This is a genomic window from Ramlibacter sp. WS9, assembly GCF_003797765.1.
GTDB lineage: Bacteria > Pseudomonadota > Gammaproteobacteria > Burkholderiales > Burkholderiaceae_C > Ramlibacter.
Window position 1 is genome coordinate 361,080 of sequence record NZ_RKMB01000002.1, and the last position, 16,775, is coordinate 377,854.

19 protein-coding genes and 2 tRNA genes are annotated in these 16,775 nt (G+C 64.7%); 6 read left to right on the forward strand and 15 right to left on the reverse strand.

Translation table 11 applies throughout. From position 1 onward, the window contains the following. Positions 1-104 precede the first annotated feature (104 nt). Positions 105-884, forward strand: coding sequence for an enoyl-CoA hydratase/isomerase family protein (locus tag EEB15_RS04755; RefSeq protein ID WP_141508376.1), 780 nt, complete (start codon positions 105-107; stop codon positions 882-884). Further along, positions 881-2,683, forward strand: coding sequence for an acyclic terpene utilization AtuA family protein (locus EEB15_RS04760; protein ID WP_141508377.1), 1,803 nt, complete (start codon positions 881-883; stop codon positions 2,681-2,683). The genes EEB15_RS04755 and EEB15_RS04760 overlap by 4 nt, the downstream gene beginning before the upstream one ends. A gap of 76 nt (positions 2,684-2,759) precedes the next feature. Here EEB15_RS04760 and EEB15_RS04765 read toward each other — a convergent pair whose 3' ends face one another. Further along, positions 2,760-3,689, reverse strand: coding sequence for a LysR family transcriptional regulator (locus tag EEB15_RS04765; RefSeq protein WP_141508378.1), 930 nt, complete (start codon positions 3,687-3,689; stop codon positions 2,760-2,762). 111 nt (positions 3,690-3,800) lie between these two features. Here EEB15_RS04765 and EEB15_RS04770 point away from each other — a divergent pair, with 111 nt between their 5' ends. Both EEB15_RS04770 and EEB15_RS04775 read left to right on the forward strand, forming a co-directional pair. Beyond that, entirely contained in the window at positions 3,801-5,342 is a 1,542-nt protein-coding gene (locus tag EEB15_RS04770) for a CoA-acylating methylmalonate-semialdehyde dehydrogenase (RefSeq protein ID WP_141508379.1), read from the forward strand. 34 nt (positions 5,343-5,376) lie between these two features. Further along, complete coding sequence (locus EEB15_RS04775; protein ID WP_141508380.1) at positions 5,377-7,011, forward strand: GMC family oxidoreductase; 1,635 nt, start codon at positions 5,377-5,379, stop codon at positions 7,009-7,011. Between the two features lie 12 nt (positions 7,012-7,023). Here EEB15_RS04775 and EEB15_RS34565 read toward each other — a convergent pair whose 3' ends face one another. Together EEB15_RS34565 and EEB15_RS04785 are read right to left on the reverse strand one after the other, a co-directional pair. Beyond that, entirely contained in the window at positions 7,024-7,455 is a 432-nt protein-coding gene (locus EEB15_RS34565) for a hypothetical protein (RefSeq protein ID WP_370283358.1), read from the reverse strand. A gap of 24 nt (positions 7,456-7,479) precedes the next feature. Next, on the reverse strand, positions 7,480-8,925 hold the full coding sequence (locus EEB15_RS04785) for an ammonium transporter (protein WP_141508381.1): 1,446 nt from the start codon (positions 8,923-8,925) through the stop codon (positions 7,480-7,482). A 347-nt stretch (positions 8,926-9,272) separates the two neighbouring features. Here EEB15_RS04785 and EEB15_RS04790 point away from each other — a divergent pair, with 347 nt between their 5' ends. Beyond that, a complete protein-coding gene (locus tag EEB15_RS04790) occupies positions 9,273-9,812 on the forward strand; it encodes a DUF2946 family protein (RefSeq protein WP_141508382.1) in 540 nt (179 codons plus the stop codon). A 52-nt stretch (positions 9,813-9,864) separates the two neighbouring features. Here the strand turns inward: EEB15_RS04790 and EEB15_RS04795 are convergent, their stop codons facing one another. Beyond that, a complete protein-coding gene (locus tag EEB15_RS04795) occupies positions 9,865-10,767 on the reverse strand; it encodes a cytochrome c5 family protein (RefSeq protein WP_141508383.1) in 903 nt (300 codons plus the stop codon). A 133-nt stretch (positions 10,768-10,900) separates the two neighbouring features. On the opposite strand from EEB15_RS04795, the gene EEB15_RS04800 reads away from it, so the two are divergent. Continuing rightward, positions 10,901-10,976 (forward strand) — tRNA-Arg (locus EEB15_RS04800). 193 nt (positions 10,977-11,169) lie between these two features. On the opposite strand, the gene EEB15_RS04805 is transcribed toward EEB15_RS04800, so the two are convergent. The 11 genes from EEB15_RS04805 to rpmD form a co-directional block, all read right to left on the reverse strand. Further along, positions 11,170-11,246, reverse strand: a tRNA-Met gene (locus EEB15_RS04805). Positions 11,247-11,279: 33 nt separating this feature from the next. After that, positions 11,280-11,672, reverse strand: a complete 393-nt coding sequence (gene rplQ / locus EEB15_RS04810) for a 50S ribosomal protein L17 (RefSeq protein WP_141508384.1) — start codon at positions 11,670-11,672, stop codon at positions 11,280-11,282. Positions 11,673-11,760: 88 nt separating this feature from the next. Next, entirely contained in the window at positions 11,761-12,750 is a 990-nt protein-coding gene (gene rpoA, locus EEB15_RS04815) for a DNA-directed RNA polymerase subunit alpha (RefSeq protein WP_013902950.1), read from the reverse strand. 142 nt (positions 12,751-12,892) lie between these two features. Further along, on the reverse strand, positions 12,893-13,516 hold the full coding sequence (rpsD, locus tag EEB15_RS04820) for a 30S ribosomal protein S4 (protein ID WP_141508385.1): 624 nt from the start codon (positions 13,514-13,516) through the stop codon (positions 12,893-12,895). Between the two features lie 95 nt (positions 13,517-13,611). After that, positions 13,612-14,016, reverse strand: a complete 405-nt coding sequence (rpsK, locus tag EEB15_RS04825; protein WP_013902952.1) for a 30S ribosomal protein S11 — start codon at positions 14,014-14,016, stop codon at positions 13,612-13,614. Between the two features lie 18 nt (positions 14,017-14,034). Then, positions 14,035-14,400, reverse strand: a complete 366-nt coding sequence (gene rpsM, locus EEB15_RS04830) for a 30S ribosomal protein S13 (protein ID WP_141508386.1) — start codon at positions 14,398-14,400, stop codon at positions 14,035-14,037. 25 nt (positions 14,401-14,425) lie between these two features. Further along, entirely contained in the window at positions 14,426-14,539 is a 114-nt protein-coding gene (gene rpmJ, locus EEB15_RS04835) for a 50S ribosomal protein L36 (protein ID WP_141508387.1), read from the reverse strand. 29 nt (positions 14,540-14,568) lie between these two features. Then, positions 14,569-14,787: a translation initiation factor IF-1 gene (gene infA / locus EEB15_RS04840; RefSeq protein WP_007869286.1), complete on the reverse strand. Its 219-nt coding sequence runs from the start codon at positions 14,785-14,787 to the stop codon at positions 14,569-14,571. Between the two features lie 6 nt (positions 14,788-14,793). Next, positions 14,794-16,110, reverse strand: coding sequence for a preprotein translocase subunit SecY (secY, locus tag EEB15_RS04845; protein WP_141508388.1), 1,317 nt, complete (start codon positions 16,108-16,110; stop codon positions 14,794-14,796). A 25-nt stretch (positions 16,111-16,135) separates the two neighbouring features. After that, entirely contained in the window at positions 16,136-16,567 is a 432-nt protein-coding gene (gene rplO / locus EEB15_RS04850; protein ID WP_141508389.1) for a 50S ribosomal protein L15, read from the reverse strand. 10 nt (positions 16,568-16,577) lie between these two features. Continuing rightward, entirely contained in the window at positions 16,578-16,763 is a 186-nt protein-coding gene (gene rpmD / locus EEB15_RS04855; protein WP_141508390.1) for a 50S ribosomal protein L30, read from the reverse strand. Positions 16,764-16,775 lie beyond the last annotated feature (12 nt).

Below are 16,775 nucleotides of genomic sequence, written 5' to 3' on the forward strand. Positions count from 1 at the left end.
CTAACTGCAGAGTGCCCGGCACGTGCGCCCACCGGCGCCTGGCGCGGCAGTGACACAACAGCCGCACGCCACGGCGTATAAAAGCGGCAACGAGAAGGAACTGGATGAGCGAGACCTCCACCCCCGAATTGCTGGCCGAACGGCATGGCGCCGTGCTGCGGCTGACCATCCAGCGCGAAGAGCGCCGGAACGCGATGAGCCACGGTGTGCTCGCTGGCATGGGCCAGGCCCTGGATGAGGCACAAGCCGACCGCTCGCTGCGGGCGATCGTCATCACCGGTGCGGGCACCAAGGCGTTCTGTGCGGGCGCGGATCTGCAGGCGGCCCACGCCTTCACCGCCGATTACTCCGAACCCTACGTCACCCTGGCGTTGCTGCTGCGCAAGGCCAAGGCCAGCACGGTGCCGCTGATTGCCCGCGTCAACGGTGCCTGCATGGCCGGGGGCATGGGCCTGCTTTCGATGTGCGACATGGCTGTGGCCGGCAGCCATGCGGTGTTCGGCCTGCCGGAAGTGAAGGTGGGCGTGTTCCCCGCGCAGGTGCTGTCGGTGCTCCAGCACCTGGTCCCGCGCCGCAAGCTGGCCGAGATGTGCCTGACCGGCGAGCCGCTCACGGCCGCGCAGGCGCTCGAATACGGCCTGGTGAACTACGTCGACGACGATGTGGACGCCAAACTCGACTGGCTGCTGGAGCGCCTGCTGGACAAGTCGCCCGCCGCCATTCGCCGCGGCCTGTACACCATGAAAAAAATCGAATCGATGGCCTTCGAGGAATCGGTGTCCTTCACCGAAAGCCAGATCGCCCTGTTCACGCTGACCGAGGATGCCAAGGAGGGCCAGCAGGCTTTCCAGCAAAAGCGCAAACCGCAATGGACGGGCAAATGACGGCCGGCAACACGGCGGACAAGGTGGTTCGCATCGGCGGCGCATCGGGCTTCTGGGGCGACAGCAGCGTCGGCGCGCCGCAGCTGGTGAGACTGGGCCAGCTCGACTACCTGGTGTTCGACTACCTGGCCGAGCTCACCATGTCCATCCTCGCCGCGCAGCGCGCCAAGGAGCCCGCGCTGGGCTATGCGACCGATTTCGTGACGGTCACGATGAAGGCCATCCTCAAGGACGTGATGGCACAAGGCATCCGCGTCATCAGCAACGCCGGCGGCGTCAATCCGCAGGCTTGCGCACAGGCCATCGCGGCGCTGGCAGCCGAGCAAGGCCTTAGCGTCAAGGTCGCGGTGGTCGAGGGCGACGACGCCATGCCGCTTGTGCCGCAGCTGCGCGAAGAAGGCATCACCGAACTGCAAAGCGGCGCGAGCCTTCCCGCCAAGGTGCTGACCGCCAATGCCTACCTGGGCGCGCTGCCGGTCAAGCAGGCCCTCGATGCCGGGGCGCAGATCGTCATCACCGGCCGTTGCGTCGACAGCGCCGTGACGCTGGGCGCGCTGATGCACGAGTTCGGCTGGGACGCGCGCGACTACGACCGGCTCGCGCGCGGCAGCCTGGCCGGGCACATCATCGAGTGCGGCTGCCAGGCCACCGGCGGCCTGCATACGGATTGGGAGTCGGTGCCTGACTGGGCCCACATCGGCTATCCCATCCTCGAATGCCATGCCAACGGCAGCTTCGTCGCCACCAAACCACCGGGCACCGGCGGGCTGGTGACCACCGCAGTGATCGCCGAGCAGATGCTCTACGAGATCGGCGACCCTCGGCGCTACCTGCTGCCGGACGTCACCTGCGACTTCTCCCAAGTCCGGCTGGAACAGGTGGGCGAGCATCGTGTGCGGGTGCAAGGTGCGCACGGCATCGCGCCCGGGCCGGCCTACAAGGTGTCGTCGACGTACGTGGACGGATTCCGATGCAGCGCGCAGCTCACCGTCGTCGGCGTTGACGCCGCCCGCAAGGCACAGCGCACCGGCGAGGCAATTCTCGAACGCTCGCGCGAATTGTTCGCGCAGAACGGCTTGGCCGACTTCAGCCGAACGCTCATCGAAGTGCTGGGCTCGGAGCAAGGCAACTTCGGCCCGCACGCAAGAACGGCGCACGTGCGCGAAGCCGTGCTCCGCGTCGCGGTGATGCATCCCCAGAAGGCAGCGCTTGAAATCTTCGCACGCGAGATCGCCCCGGCGGGCACCTCATGGGCTCCGGGCACGACCGGCGCCGACGGGCGGCCGCGGCCCGCACCGGCGATCAAGCAATTCGCCTTTCTCCTGGACAAGGCGCGGCTGGCACTGCGGGTGGTGATCGGCGACGAAGTTCTTCCGGTTGAAGTGCCTTCGGGTCAGCCGGTTGTGCCTCCAGCTTCCACCGCAAGCATTCCGCCGGCGACGCCCATCGACGGGCCTTTCGCCAAAGTCCCTCTTGTCCGCCTGGCCTGGGGCCGCAGTGGCGACAAGGGCGACAGCTCCAACATCGGCATCATCGCGCGCAAGCCCGAGTGGCTGCCGTTGTTGCGCGAGCAGCTCACCGAGGAGCGCGTCGCGCAATGGCTCGCTCACCTGGTGCATGGGACAGTCACGCGCTTCGATGTGCCCGGCATCCACGCGATGAATTTCCTGTGCACCCGGGCGCTCGACGGCGGCGGTATGGCGTCACTGCGCAATGACCCATTGGGCAAGGGGATGGGGCAGATCCTCTTGACGATGCCAGTGCGTGTGCCGCCGCAGTGGCTTGCGGATCAGGGCTGAGCGACGATGCGCCTATGGCAGAGCCAGGTTGGGTCCGGCTCGACCCGCACGAGGACTCCGGGCTTCGGTTGCGCTTTCATTGGAATCCCTTTTCCATCTGGCTGCGCAGGTGGTCCACCACGCACTGCACCGCGCGCGGCACCTGAGCCGACCACGGCCTGATCGCGTAGATCGCCTCTCCGAAAAAGCCCAGCGGACGCCACCCGGGCAACAGCGGTACCAGCTCACGCGCACCCAGATGTCCCGCCGCACTGAAGTCCGGCAGCAAGCCGATCCCCACCCCAGCCAGCACAGCGTCCCGCAACACCTCGCTGTTGTTGGCACGAAGCGGCCCGCTGACCGAAACCGCCACGCGCTCGGGCTTGCGGCCGCCCTCCTTCTCGAACGACCAGCTCTGGCTACCGCCGTCGCGCAGGTAGGCCAGGCACGCGTGGCCCGACAGTTCGGATGGGTGGGACGGCTTGCCGTGCATGCGCAGGTAGGCCGCACTCGCCACCAACAGCGAGCGCGAGCCGCAGAGGCGCCAGGCGACATGGGTTTCCGGCGGCGACTGGGTGTGGCGCACGGCCAGGTCGAAGCCCTCCTGGGCCAGGTTGACGAAGCGGTCGCTGAGGTCGAGCTCGAGGCGAATTTCCGGGTACTGCCGCAGCAGCGCGGGAAGCGCGGGCGCGATGTGCTGCCGCCCCAGGGCCACGGGCGCCGTGACGCGCACCAGGCCGCGCGGTCTGCCCGCCGAATCCTTGATCCCCGCGAAGCTTTGCTCGATCCGGGTGAAAGCGCCTTGTGTCTCGTCGACCAGCAGCTGGCCGGCCTCCGTCAGGCCGACCGAGCGCGTGGTGCGGCGAACCAGCGGGACGCCCGCTGCGCGTTCCAGCTCGGCAATGCGCATGCTGACCGACGCCTTGGACACGCCCAGTCGCCTCGCCGCCTGGGTGTAGCTTCGCGTCTGCGCCAGCACGGTGAGCAGGTGGAGATCGGAAAAGACCGGTGCGGCGAGGGTGCTCATGAGACTCTTGTTGTTCAGTTAATTGAACAATGTAGTCAAGAAACCGCTATTTTCAAAGCCCCCGGCGAGGCATAGACTGGCGCTCCGTTGTTCCCCTATCGAAAGCCCCGCATGAACGCCCCGGACAAGACCCTTTCCAACGCCACCACCGCCTCGATCGAACATTGGATTGGCGGGCGCGTGGTGCCCGGCCAGAGCGGCCGCCGAGCCGATGTCTTCAACCCGGCCACCGGCGCTGTTTCCGGCCAGGTCGCACTGGCCAACAATGCCGAGGTCGCTGCGGCCGTCGCATCTGCCCAAGCCGCCTTCCCGGCTTGGGCCGACACGCCGCCGATCCGGCGTGCGCGCGTGATGTTCAAGTTCCTGGAACTGCTCAACCGCCATCGCGACGAGCTGGCGCACGCCATCACCGCCGAACACGGCAAGGTGTTCACGGACGCGCAGGGTGAAGTCACTCGCGGCATCGACATCGTCGAGTTCGCCTGCGGCATCCCGCAACTGCTCAAGGGCGACTACACCGACCAGGTCTCCACCGGCATCGACAACTGGACGATGCGCCAGCCGTTGGGCGTGGTGGCCGGCATCACGCCGTTCAACTTCCCGGTGATGGTGCCGATGTGGATGTATCCCGTGGCGATCGCGGCCGGCAACACCTTCATCCTGAAGCCCAGCCCGCTCGATCCGTCGGCGTCGCTCATGATGGCCCGGCTGCTGAAAGAAGCGGGCCTGCCCGACGGCGTCTTCAACGTCGTGCAGGGCGACAAGGACGCGGTGGATGCGTTGCTGGAACACCCCGACGTGAAGGCGATCTCCTTCGTCGGCTCCACCACAATCGCGCAGAAGATCTACGAGACCGGCGCGCGCCACGGCAAGCGGGTGCAGGCGCTGGGCGGCGCCAAGAACCACATGGTCGTGATGCCGGACGCCGACATGGAGCAGGCCGTCGATGCGCTGATCGGCTCGGCCTTCGGCTCCGCTGGCGAGCGTTGCATGGCGATCTCGCTGGCCGTGCTGGTGGGTGAAGCGGCCGACAAGATCTTGCCGATGCTCGCCGAGCGCACCGAGCAACTCAAGATCAAGAATGGCGTCGAACTCGACGCTGAGATGGGTCCCATCGTCAGCGCGGCGGCGGCCAGCCGTATCGCCGGCTACATCGGCCACGGCGAAACCGAAGGCGCCAAGCTGGTCGTCGACGGCCGCAAGTTCCAGGCGGCCAAGGCAGGTGCCGGATGCGACAACGGGTTCTGGATCGGCGGCACGCTTTTCGACAACGTCACGCCCGACATGAAGATCTACAAGGAAGAAATCTTCGGCCCGGTGCTGGGCTGCGTGCGCGTGAAGGACCTGGCCGCGGCGACAGAGTTGGTCAATTCGCACGAGTACGGCAACGGCGTCTCGTGCTTCACGCGTGACGGCAACGTGGCGCGCGAGTTCTCGCGGCGCGTGCAGGTCGGCATGGTCGGCATCAACGTGCCGATCCCGGTGCCCATGGCCTGGCACGGCTTTGGCGGCTGGAAGAAGAGCCTGTTCGGCGACATGCATGCCTACGGCGAGGAAGGCGTGCGGTTCTACACCAAGCAGAAATCCATCATGCAGCGCTGGCCGGAAAGCATTGGCAAAGGCGCCGAATTCGTCATGCCCACAGCCAAGTAAGTTTCGTGGATAGCCAGCGCAGTAAGCTCCGCCGATGAGTGACACCACCTTCGACTACGTGATCATCGGCGCCGGCACGGCCGGCTGCCTGCTGGCCAACCGGCTTTCCAAGGATCCGTCCAAGCGGGTGCTGCTGCTCGAAGCGGGGCGCAAGGACGACTACCACTGGATCCATATTCCGGTGGGCTACCTGTATTGCATCGGCAATGCGCGCACCGACTGGCTGTACAACACCGAGGCGGACGCGGGACTGAATGGCCGCCAGTTGCGCTACCCGCGCGGCAAGACGCTGGGCGGCTGCTCCAGCATCAACGGCATGATCTACATGCGCGGCCAGGCGCGCGACTACGACAGCTGGGCGCAGGCCACAGGCGACGCCAACTGGACGTGGAGTAACTGCCTGCCCGCGTTCAAGAAGCACGAGGACTATTACAAGGGCGCCGATGCCGCGCACGGTGCGGGCGGCGAATGGCGCGTCGAGCGGCAGCGCCTGCGCTGGGACATCCTCGACGCATTCGCCCAAGCGGCGCAGGAGGCCGGCGTGCCCCACAGCGAGGACTTCAACCGCGGCGACAACGAAGGCGTGGGCTATTTCCAGGTCAACCAGAAAGCGGGCTGGCGCTGGAACACGGCCAAGGCCTTTCTGCGGCCTACCTGCTACGGCCGCCCCAACTTCGAGATGTGGACCAGCGCGCAGGTGAGCCGCCTCGTCATCGAAACGCAAGCCGACGGCAGCAAACGGTGCACCGGTGCACGGGTGTGGACGGGCAACGAGATGGCGACCGTGACGGCCACCGAGGAGGTTCTTCTGTGCGCGGGTAGCATCGGGTCGCCGCAGATCCTGCAGTTGTCCGGGATTGGCCCCGCTGGTTTGCTGGCGCAGCGCGGCATCGCTGTGGTGCACGATTCGCCCGGGGTGGGCGAAAACCTGCAGGACCACCTGCAGATCCGCGCGGTGTTCAAGGTCGACGGCGTCACCACGCTCAACACACTGGCCAACAGCTGGTGGGGCAAGATGAAGATCGGCCTGGAGTACGCGCTCAAGCGCAGCGGGCCGATGAGCATGGCGCCGTCGCAGCTGGGCGCCTTCACGCGCAGTTCGCCCGACCAGCCCTATCCCAACATCGAATACCACGTCCAGCCTCTCAGCCTGGATGCTTTCGGCGAGCCGCTGCACAGCTTCAATGCGTTCACGGCCAGCGTCTGCAACCTGAACCCGACCAGCCGTGGCAGCGTGCGCATCCGCTCGAACAAGTTCGAGGATGCGCCGGCGATCGCGCCCAACTACCTGAGCACGCCTGAAGATCGCAAGATCGCCGCGGATTCATTGCGCGTCACGCGCCGCATCGTGTCGCAGCCCGCACTGGCGAAGTACCAGCCGGAAGAATGGAAACCCGGCCTGCAGTTCCAGAGCGACGACGAACTGGCCCGGCTGGCGGGCGACATCGCCACCACCATCTTCCATCCGGTGGGCACCACCAAAATGGGGCGCGACGACGATCCCATGGCGGTGCTCGACTCCCAATTGCGGGTGCGTGGGATCACGGCCCTGCGCGTGGTGGACGCGGGCGCCATGCCCACGATCACCAGCGGCAATACCAACTCACCCACCCTGATGATGGCGGAGAAGGCCGCGGAGTGGATCCTGCGCGACGCCGCGCGCGCCTAGGGCCTGTTAACGCTAGCGGATGCCGCCGACGTAGCGCGGCACATTCGGATCGCGCGGTCGGGGTGTCTTTCCGGGTTCCAGGACGGAGTCGGCAAAACCGGTTTCCGGCATGACCGAGTGGCTGAACTCGCTGGCAGGGGCATGCACCGCGTGCGACGTCACGGATGCGGCCGCACTCCGGTCCTTCAGCAGGTGCGCCGCCGTCTGCGCCAGCGGCACGCGCTGCGCGGGCGTCGGCTCCAGCACCGCGCGCTCCAGCTTGTCCGCCCACTCCGTCAGCTCGGCGTGACCGTCTTCCAGCGCCTTGGCCCGGGCGAAGCGAACGACCTCGAGCGCATATTCGAGATTCCCCGCCATCCATTCGGTGTCGGTCACGCGGCCGGTCTTGCGCCGCAGCATCACATGCAGGTGGGCGGCGATAGCGAGTTTCTGGCTGACGAGCATGGGGACCTCCGTTGGGGACATTCGCTAACTGGACAGCCGCTCGCGGTGCTGCGCGATGTCCAGCCCGGTCAACTCGGTTTGTTCGTCCACCCGCAGGCCGACGATGAGCTTGGTGACCAACAGCAGCACGGCGCTCATCACCAGGCTGTACGCGCTCACCGCCAGCACCGCGATGGCCTGGGTGACGATGCTGCCTTCGACGCCCGAGATCGGCTTGCTGGCGAGCAGGCCTGTGAGCAGCGCGCCGACGATGCCGCCGATACCGTGCACGCCGAAGACATCCAGCGAATCGTCGGCGCGCAGCAGCCGCTTGAGCGCGGTGGCGCCCCAGTAGCAGGCCAGGCCGGCGAGCGTGCCGATCAGCAGCGCCGAGCGCGGCGTGACGAAACCGGCTGCGGGCGTGATGGCCACCAGGCCCGCAACGAGCCCGGAGCACAGGCCCAGCAGCGAAGGCCGGCCGCGGATGATCCATTCGCCGAACATCCAGGCCATGGCACCCGCGGCGGCGGCGATGTGTGTGACCGCCATCGCCAGCCCGGCGCGGCCGTCCGCTGCCACGGCCGAACCGGCGTTGAAGCCGAACCAGCCCACCCACAGCATGCCCGCGCCGGCCATCGTGAGGCCCAGGTTGAAGGGTTCGAAGGCTTCGCGCCCGTAGCCGCGGCGCGGACCCAGGAAGTACGCGCAAACCAGTCCGGACACTCCGGCGTTGATGTGCACCACGGAGCCACCCGCAAAATCAAGGGCGCCGAGCCGGGCCAGCCAGCCGCCCGGCTCCCAGACCCAGTGCGCGATCGGCGCGTACACGAGCAGCGACCACATGCCGATGAACCACAGCATGGCGGAGAACTTCATCCGCTCGACGAAGGCGCCCACGACCAACGCCGCCGTGATGATGGCAAACGTGAGCTGGTACATGGCGTAGACGGATTCAGGGATGTTGGGGGCGATGTGGCTGACCATCACCTTGCCCGGCTCCTTCAGGTAGTCCAGTCCCTCGAACCACAGGCGGCTGCCGTTGCCCAGCAAGCTGTTGCCCGGCGTGAAGGCCCACGAATAGCCGACCGCGAACCACAGCAGGCTGATCATCGCGGCGATGGCCACCACGCACGCCATCGTGTTGATCACGCTCTTCTTGCGCACCATCCCGGCATAGAACAGCGCGATGCCCGGCAGAGTCATCAGCAGCACCAAAGCGGTGGACGTCATCATCCAGGCCGTATCTGCGGCGTTCAACGTGTCTTGCGCCACTAGGCCAGGCCGTGTGAGGGGTGCTGGGGCGGCCGGGGGCTGCGCGGGCTTGGCGTCCGACACTGCCGATTGGAGGGCCGCCGTGGCTGCCACGGCGGCAGCGCCCGGTGCCGGCTCGGTGCCCGCGACAGGCGCTTGCGCCCACGCGAGCGATGCGCCCAACGTCAACCCGGCTATAAGGACCCCACGGCTCAATGCACGACGCGCAATTTCCCTCATGGCTCTTGTCCTTTGATAAGTTTGCCCAACGGAGGTGCTTTCGCATAAGTCGTGCCACATGGTACGCATGCTTACCGTTTGCACCACGAACGCTCGCCAAGCCGCGGTTCAGGTGGCGGGAGCGGGGCGGGAAAGTCCTGATGCACTACGGGGGTGCGAACGCTAGAGTCCGTCCACTCGCAAGCGGGCGTTAAAAGTCCGCGAGGGCGAGGGACCGAGGAGACAACCCCAGAATACGAATTAGATTCGAATCAGGCGTACCACGAGACGCCGCTCACAAGGCGCCGCTGTTGCGGCGCCTTTTTCTTTGTGCGGCTGAGTTGGTGCGCGGCGGATAATCCCTGACCATGGATGACATCGTTCGCCAGGCCATCGCCAAATGGCCCAATGTCCCCCACTGCTACGGCTGGCTCGGGCTGGATGCACGGGGCAACTGGTATATGCGCGACGATCGCATACAGGCGGCGGGGCCCTTCCCGCAGAACAAGGGTTCGCTGCTGCGCCACGAAAAGCTGGTCGATTTCATTCATCGCAATTACGACCACGACGCCCAGGGCCAGTGGTTCTTTCAGAACGGGCCGCAACGCGTCTACGTTGAACTTGAACTGACGCCCCTCGTGTGGCGCCTGGACGCCGCGCACGAAGTGACTTCCCACACCGGCCAGGGCGCCAATGCGCGCCGCTGCCTTGTCGACGAACTGGGACGGCTTTACCTGGACTGCGACCTGGGCTTCGGACTCGTCCACACGCTGGACGTCATGCAGGCCGCCGACGCCATCGAACAAGGGCGCTGGACACCGCAGGAGATGCCGTCCGCCGAGCTGCCGGAGCGGTTTGGGTATGTGTGCAGCCCTGCTGCGTTGCGGCCGGCCGCGCAGCGCACCTGAACGAAAAAGGGCCGATCAGCGACCGGCCCTTTTTGACATTGGAGCGCGAGGCTTATTTGGCGCTGTTCACCATGTATTCGACCGCCGCCCGCAGCTCGGGTTCGGACGCGCTGCTGCCGCCCTTGGGTGGCATCGCGCCCTTGCCCTTGAGGACGCTTTGTACCAGCACCGGCATGCCCTGCTTGACGCGGGGTGCCCAGGCGGCTTTGTCGCCCAGCTTCGGAGCGTTGGCAACGCCAGCAGCGTGGCAGGCCATGCAGGCTTGCTTGTACAGTGCCTCGCCAGAGCCACCAGCGGCTGCGACCGTTTGGGGTGCAGCTGCGGCTGCAGGGGCAGGCGTGACAGGAGCCGGGGCCGCTGCTGCTGCCGCAGCCGTCTGCACCACAGCGGCGCCGGATGCGGCGGCCGTCGGCGCTGCAGCAGCCGGAGCCTTGGGCTCGGCGAATTTGGCACCGCCTGTGTTGGCCAGATAGGCCACTGCACGCGCGATCTCGACGTCGTTGAAATCGCCACCGCTTTGTGCAGGCATGGCGCCCTTGCCCTTCAGCGCGGAAGTGACCAGCGCGTCGAAGCCAGTGCGGATGCGTGCGCCCCAGGCCGCGGCGTCTCCCACCTTCGGCGCGCCGGCGGCGCCAGGCATGTGGCACGCTGTGCATTGGGCCTTGAACACTTCCTCGCCGCTCTTGAGCGGCCGGTTGGCGTCGCGAATCTCGACCATGCCGACCTTGCGGATGCGTTCGGCCACGCCTTTGTCGAGATCCTGTGCGGTCACGCCGCCGAGGGCGTGGCTCTCAGCCTGCCTGCTGCCGGCCGGCTTGTTTTCGTTCACCACATAGGCCACGAGGCCGATGATGGCGAACACAGGAATGACGAAAGAGAAAAAAACCGCGAGCAGCAGTTGTTTCGGGGTCTTGATCGGGCCGGTGTGGGCTTCTTCCTGCGTGCTGTCGCTCATGGCGTCCTCAAATTAGGCGGGGCGTTTAAATCAACCTTTGATTATAGCTGGCGGGTCGGGGCTAACCCTAAGCGCATCGTGTGTGGCGTGGACACCTCAAGCATCAGGGATAATGCGCGCTCGCACTTTAATTGCGGCTGTAGCTCAGTGGATAGAGTATTGGCCTCCGAAGCCAAGGGTCGTGGGTTCGATCCCCGCCAGCCGCACCATTTTTTCTTCACCACATCCACCACTTGCAATCGTGCAATGGGCAGCGATGTGACGCTTGCGATCTACGATCTCACGGCGCTCGATCTCGCGCCCGTTCCGCGCATCCACACCCTATTGCGCAAACCACAAAGTACAAACAAAAACGCCCACTGTTGAGTGGGCGTTTGCTGCTGGCGGAGACCGCTAGCATGTTGGTTGCGCGAGCAAGATTTGAACTTGCGACCTTTGGGTTATGAGCCCAACGAGCTACCAGGCTGCTCCATCGCGCGTCGATGTTTGAATTATACGCGGCTCTCGCCCGCTTATTCGGCTGTAGGGGCTTCGCCTTCAGCAATTTCAGGGCGGTCGACCAATTCGACCAGTGCCATCGGCGCGTTGTCGCCGACGCGGTAACCCATCTTGAGGATGCGGGTGTAGCCACCCGGGCGCGTCTGGTAACGCGGGCCGAGTTCAGCGAACAACTTGGTCACGATGTCGCGGTCGCGCAGGCGGTCGAATGCCAGGCGGCGGTTCGCCACCGTGGGTTCCTTGGCCAGCGTGATCATGGGCTCGACGACGCGGCGCAGTTCCTTGGCCTTGGGGACCGTGGTCTTGATGACTTCGTGCTGGAGCAGCGAGTTCATCATGTTGCGCAACATCGCGAGGCGGTGCTCGCTGGTGCGGTTGAGTTTACGAAGGCCGTGGCCGTGACGCATGGTGTGTTCCTTTCTTTATCAATAAAAGACAGCCGGATCAGGTACTGCCAGTTCACCATCGAGGCCGAAACGACGGCCTCTTTCTCTCTTAACGCTTGTCCAGGCCGGCGGGCGGCCAGCTCTCGAGCTTCATGCCGAGCGTGAGGCCACGCGAGGCAAGAACTTCCTTGATTTCGTTGAGCGACTTGCGGCCCAGGTTCGGGGTCTTGAGCAGCTCGTTCTCGGTGCGCTGGATCAGGTCACCGATGTAATAAATGTTCTCGGCCTTCAGGCAGTTGGCCGAACGCACGGTGAGCTCGAGCTCGTCGACAGGGCGCAACAGGATCGGATCGAACTGCTGCGAGCTGCGCTGAACCGGGGCGTCGAACGCAGCCAGCTCGCTGCCTTCCAGCTGCGCAAACACGGCGAGCTGCTCGACGAGGATCTTGGCCGAGGCGCGGACCGCGTCTTCCGCCGTGATCGCGCCGTTGGTTTCGATCTCGACCACCAGCTTGTCCAGGTCGGTGCGCTGCTCGACACGAGCGCTTTCGACCGTGTAGCTGACGCGCTTGACCGGCGAGAACGAGGCATCGAGGACGATGCGGCCGATCGACTTCGTCGGCTCGTCCGCATAGCGGCGCATCGTGCCGGGCACATAGCCGCGGCCCTTCTCGACCTTGATCTGCATGTCGATCTTGCCGCCTTGCGACAGATGGGCGATCACGTGGTCGGGGTTGATGATCTCGACGTCGTGCGGGGTCTGGATGTCGGCAGCCGTGACGACGCCTTCGCCATCCTTGCGCAGCGACAAGGTGACTTCATCGCGGTTGTGCAGCTTGAAGACCACGCCCTTGAGGTTCAGCAGGATGCTGACGACGTCTTCCTGGACGCCGTCGATCGACGAATACTCGTGCAAGACACCGGCGATGGTGACTTCCGTTGCCGCATAACCCACCATCGAGGACAACAGGACCCGGCGCAGTGCGTTGCCCAGGGTATGGCCGTAGCCGCGCTCGAACGGCTCCAGCGTCACCTTGGCACGGTTGGTGCCAAGCTGTTCCACATTGATGGCTTTGGGTTTCAGCAGGTTGGTTTGCATGCAGGACTTCCTCTCAATACCCCCGGCTCGTTACACCGGTAAGGCTGGTGAAGTGCCCTGCGCGCGGTGCCCCACGCGCAAGGAACGAAAAACTACGAGTACGAGGCCGCACAGCGGCCTCGTTTTCTCCTTCTGTACTCGCTTAACGCGAGTACAGTTCCACGATCAGCGCTTCCTTGATGTCGGCCGCGAATTCGTCGCGGTCCGGCACCTTCTTGAAGACGCCTTCGGCCTTGTCGGCATTCACTTCGACCCAAGCGGGCAAGCCGACTTGCTGGGCCAATTGCAGGGCCTCGACGACACGGTTCTGCTTCTTGGACTTGTCGCGGATGGCAATCACGTCGCCGGTCTTGACCAGGTACGACGGGATGTTCACTGGGTTGCCATTCACCGTGACGGCCTTGTGCGACACCAGCTGCCGCGCTTCGGCACGCGTGGAGCCGAAACCCATGCGATACACCACGTTGTCCAGGCGGGACTCGAGGATGAACAGCAGGTTGGCGCCGGTGTTGCCCTTGCGGCGATCGGCTTCTTCGAAGTAACGGCGGAACTGGCGCTCCAGGATGCCGTACATGCGCTTGACCTTCTGCTTCTCGCGCAGCTGCAGGCCGAAATCGGACGTGCGCTGGCCGGAAGTGCGGCCATGCTGGCCGGGCTTGGAGTCGAATTTGGCCTTGTCCTGGATCGAGCGGCGGGCGCTCTTCAGGAAAAGGTCGGTGCCTTCACGGCGGGAGAGTTTGGCCTTGGGGCCGAGGTAACGTGCCACTTTGCTTCCTTTTCATCATCTGCCGCGGCCGGCAACAATGTTGTCACCGCGGGAGCCATCAGCCTGGGCCGATGGCGGTGGGCTTTGGTTAAAAATTAAATACGACGACGCTTTTGAGGGCGGCAGCCGTTGTGGGGAACCGGGGTCACGTCGGCGATCGACGTGATGCGGATGCCCAGCGCGGCCAGTGCACGCACCGACGACTCGCGACCGGGGCCGGGGCCCTTGATCTCGACGTCGAGGTTCTTGATGCCTTGCTCGATCGCGGCGCGGCCGGCGACTTCCGAAGCCACCTGGGCTGCGAAGGGCGTCGATTTGCGCGAGCCCTTGAAGCCCTGGCCGCCCGAGGACGCCCACGACAGGGCATTGCCCTGGCGGTCGGTGATCGTGATGATCGTGTTGTTGAAGGACGCGTGAACGTGGCAGACGCCGTCGGACACGTTCTTGCGAACCTTCTTGCGCACGCGCTGCGCTGCGTTATTGGCGGGAGCTTTTGCCATGACTTATCTCTTTCCCGATTATTTCTTGAGGGCCTGAGCGGCCTTGCGCGGACCCTTGCGGGTGCGTGCGTTGGTGCGCGTGCGTTGGCCGCGCATCGGCAGGCCGCGGCGATGGCGGAAGCCACGGTAGCAACCGATGTCCATCAAACGCTTGATGTTCATGGTCGTCTCGCGGCGCAGGTCGCCCTCGATGGTGAACTGGGCGATGGAGTCGCGGATCTTTTCGAGATCGCTATCCGTCAGGTCCTTCACCTTCTTGGAATACGGAATGCCCGTGGCTTCGCAAATCTTGCGAGCGCGGGTTCGGCCGATGCCGAAGATAGCCGTCAGGCCGATTTCGGCGTGCTGATGCGGCGGAATGTTGATGCCAGCGATACGTGCCATGTGCGTCTTTCCTATAACTCTCTAATCAACCCTGGCGCTGCTTGTGGCGCGGATCCGTGCAGATCACGCGAACAATGCCCTTGCGACGGATGATCTTGCAGTTGCGGCAAATTTTCTTGACCGAAGCCGAAACTCTCATTGCTACTCTCCTAAATTCAGTCTGTGCGCTTACTTCGCGCGGAACACGATCCGTGCCCGCGACAAGTCGTAGGGCGTCAACTCAACGGTGACCTTGTCACCAGGGAGGATCCGGATGTAGTGCATCCGCATCTTTCCCGATATATGTCCGAGCACTACGTGCCCGTTTTCAAGCTTCACGCGAAACGTCGCGTTCGGCAGGTTCTCCACAACCTCACCCTGCATCTGGATGACATCGTCTTTCGACATTGTTCTTCAGCCGCCCAGTGAGGTCTTGAAATTGGCTTTCTTCAGCAGCGACTCATATTGCTGCGACATCAAATAATTCTGTACCTGCGCCATGAAGTCCATCGTCACGACCACGATGATCAACAGGGAGGTGCCGCCGAAATAGAACGGCACGTTGTACTTCAGGATCAGGAACTCGGGCAACAGGCAGACGAAGGTGATGTACACCGCGCCGGCCAGCGTCAGCCGGACCAGGATCTTGTCGATATAGCGGGCCGTCTGCTCGCCCGGGCGGATACCCGGAATGAACGCGCCGCTCTTCTTCAGGTTGTCTGCGGTCTCGCGGCTGTTGAACACCAGGGCCGTATAGAAGAAGCAGAAGAACACGATCGCGCTGGCATACAGCATCACATAGATCGGCTGGCCAGGCGAAAGCGTCGCGGCAATGTCCTTGAGCCAGCGCAGGCTGTCACCCGTCGCGAACCAGCTAACCACCGTGGCAGGCAGCAGGATGATCGACGACGCAAAGATCGGCGGGATCACGCCGGCCATGTTCAGCTTCAGCGGCAGGTGCGAGGACTGGCCGCCATAGACCTTGTTGCCCACCTGCCGGCGCGCGTAGTTCACGAGGATCTTGCGCTGGCCGCGTTCGACGAACACCACGAAATAGGTCACCAGACCCACCAGCGCGACGATCAGAACGGCGACCAGGATGCTCATGGCGCCGGTTCGCACCAGCTCCAGCAACCCGCCGATTGCGCTGGGAAGCCCCGCCGCAATACCCGCGAAGATCAGGATCGAGATGCCGTTGCCCAGGCCGCGCTCCGTGATCTGCTCACCGAGCCACATCAGGAACATCGTGCCGGCCGTCAGGCTGATCACCGCCGTGAGGCGGAAGCCCAGACCCGGGCTCATCACCAAACCGGCCGAGCCCTCGAGCGCCATCGCGATGCCGAGCGACTGGAACAGTGCCAGGCCGAGCGTGCCATAACGGGTGTACTGCGTGATCTTGCGGCGGCCGGCTTCGCCCTCTTTCTTCAGCTGCTCGAACGTCGGCACGACGTAGGTGAGCAGCTGCATGATGATCGAGGCCGAGATGTACGGCATGATGCCCAGCGCGAACACCGTGAAGCGCGACAGCGCGCCGCCCGAGAACATGTTGAACAGGCTCAGGATGCCGCCCTGCTGGCCCTTGAACAGCTCTGCGAGCTGGTCCGGGTTGATACCGGGTACAGGAATGTGCGCGCCGACGCGGTAAACCACCAGCGCAAGCAACAGGAAGACCAGCCGGCGACGCAGGTCGCCGTACTTGCCGGTCTTCGCAATTTGAGCGCTAGTTGCCACTGTCGGTATCCTTCAATTCAGCCAATCAGACCACGCTGCCGCCGGCCGCCTCGATGGCAGCCTTGGCACCCGCGGTCGCGAGAATGCCCGTCACCTTGACGGCCTTCTTCAACTCGCCGGACTTGATGACCTTGACGTTCTTGATCATCTCGCCGATGAGGCCGGCTTGCTTCAGGGACAGCAGGTCCACCTCGGCCGCGCCGAGGCGCTCGAGAGCAGCCAGCGTGACTTCGGCGTTGAACTTGGCCGTTTGCGACTTGAAGCCACGCTTGGGCAGGCGACGCTGCAGCGGCATCTGGCCGCCTTCGAAGCCAACCTTGTGGTAGCCGCCCGCACGGGACTTCTGTCCCTTGTGGCCGCGACCCGCGGTCTTGCCCAGGCCGGAGCCGATACCACGGCCGACACGGCGCTTGTAGTGCTTGGCGCCATCGGCGGGCTTGATGTTATTGAGTTCCATCTCGATACCTCTAGACGATCTTGACCAGGTAGTCGATCTTGTTGATCATGCCGCGCACTGCCGGGGTGTCCTGCAGTTCGCTCACGCTGTTCAGCTTGCGCAGGCCCAGGCCGCGCACCGTGTCGCGGTGCGATTGCTTGGTGCCGATCGGGCTGCGGACCAGCTGGACCTTGACGGTTTTGGTTTCGGTTGCCATGTGAATACTCCG

Bases quoted from the DNA above. Each gene is read 5' to 3' on its own strand.
- EEB15_RS04755 (WP_141508376.1), top strand. From the start codon at position 105: ATGAGCGAGACCTCCACCCCCGAATTGCTGGCCGAACGGCATGGCGCC.
- EEB15_RS04760 (WP_141508377.1), top strand. From the start codon at position 881: ATGACGGCCGGCAACACGGCGGACAAGGTGGTTCGCATCGGCGGCGCA.
- EEB15_RS04765 (WP_141508378.1), bottom strand. From the start codon at position 3,689: ATGAGCACCCTCGCCGCACCGGTCTTTTCCGATCTCCACCTGCTCACC.
- EEB15_RS04770 (WP_141508379.1), top strand. From the start codon at position 3,801: ATGAACGCCCCGGACAAGACCCTTTCCAACGCCACCACCGCCTCGATC.
- EEB15_RS04775 (WP_141508380.1), top strand. From the start codon at position 5,377: ATGAGTGACACCACCTTCGACTACGTGATCATCGGCGCCGGCACGGCC.
- EEB15_RS34565 (WP_370283358.1), bottom strand. From the start codon at position 7,455: ATGCTCGTCAGCCAGAAACTCGCTATCGCCGCCCACCTGCATGTGATG.
- EEB15_RS04785 (WP_141508381.1), bottom strand. From the start codon at position 8,925: ATGAGGGAAATTGCGCGTCGTGCATTGAGCCGTGGGGTCCTTATAGCC.
- EEB15_RS04790 (WP_141508382.1), top strand. From the start codon at position 9,273: ATGGATGACATCGTTCGCCAGGCCATCGCCAAATGGCCCAATGTCCCC.
- EEB15_RS04795 (WP_141508383.1), bottom strand. From the start codon at position 10,767: ATGAGCGACAGCACGCAGGAAGAAGCCCACACCGGCCCGATCAAGACC.
- rplQ (WP_141508384.1), bottom strand. From the start codon at position 11,672: ATGCGTCACGGCCACGGCCTTCGTAAACTCAACCGCACCAGCGAGCAC.
- rpoA (WP_013902950.1), bottom strand. From the start codon at position 12,750: ATGCAAACCAACCTGCTGAAACCCAAAGCCATCAATGTGGAACAGCTT.
- rpsK (WP_013902952.1), bottom strand. From the start codon at position 14,016: ATGGCAAAAGCTCCCGCCAATAACGCAGCGCAGCGCGTGCGCAAGAAG.
- rpsM (WP_141508386.1), bottom strand. From the start codon at position 14,400: ATGGCACGTATCGCTGGCATCAACATTCCGCCGCATCAGCACGCCGAA.
- rpmJ (WP_141508387.1), bottom strand. From the start codon at position 14,539: ATGAGAGTTTCGGCTTCGGTCAAGAAAATTTGCCGCAACTGCAAGATC.
- infA (WP_007869286.1), bottom strand. From the start codon at position 14,787: ATGTCGAAAGACGATGTCATCCAGATGCAGGGTGAGGTTGTGGAGAAC.
- rplO (WP_141508389.1), bottom strand. From the start codon at position 16,567: ATGGAACTCAATAACATCAAGCCCGCCGATGGCGCCAAGCACTACAAG.
- rpmD (WP_141508390.1), bottom strand. From the start codon at position 16,763: ATGGCAACCGAAACCAAAACCGTCAAGGTCCAGCTGGTCCGCAGCCCG.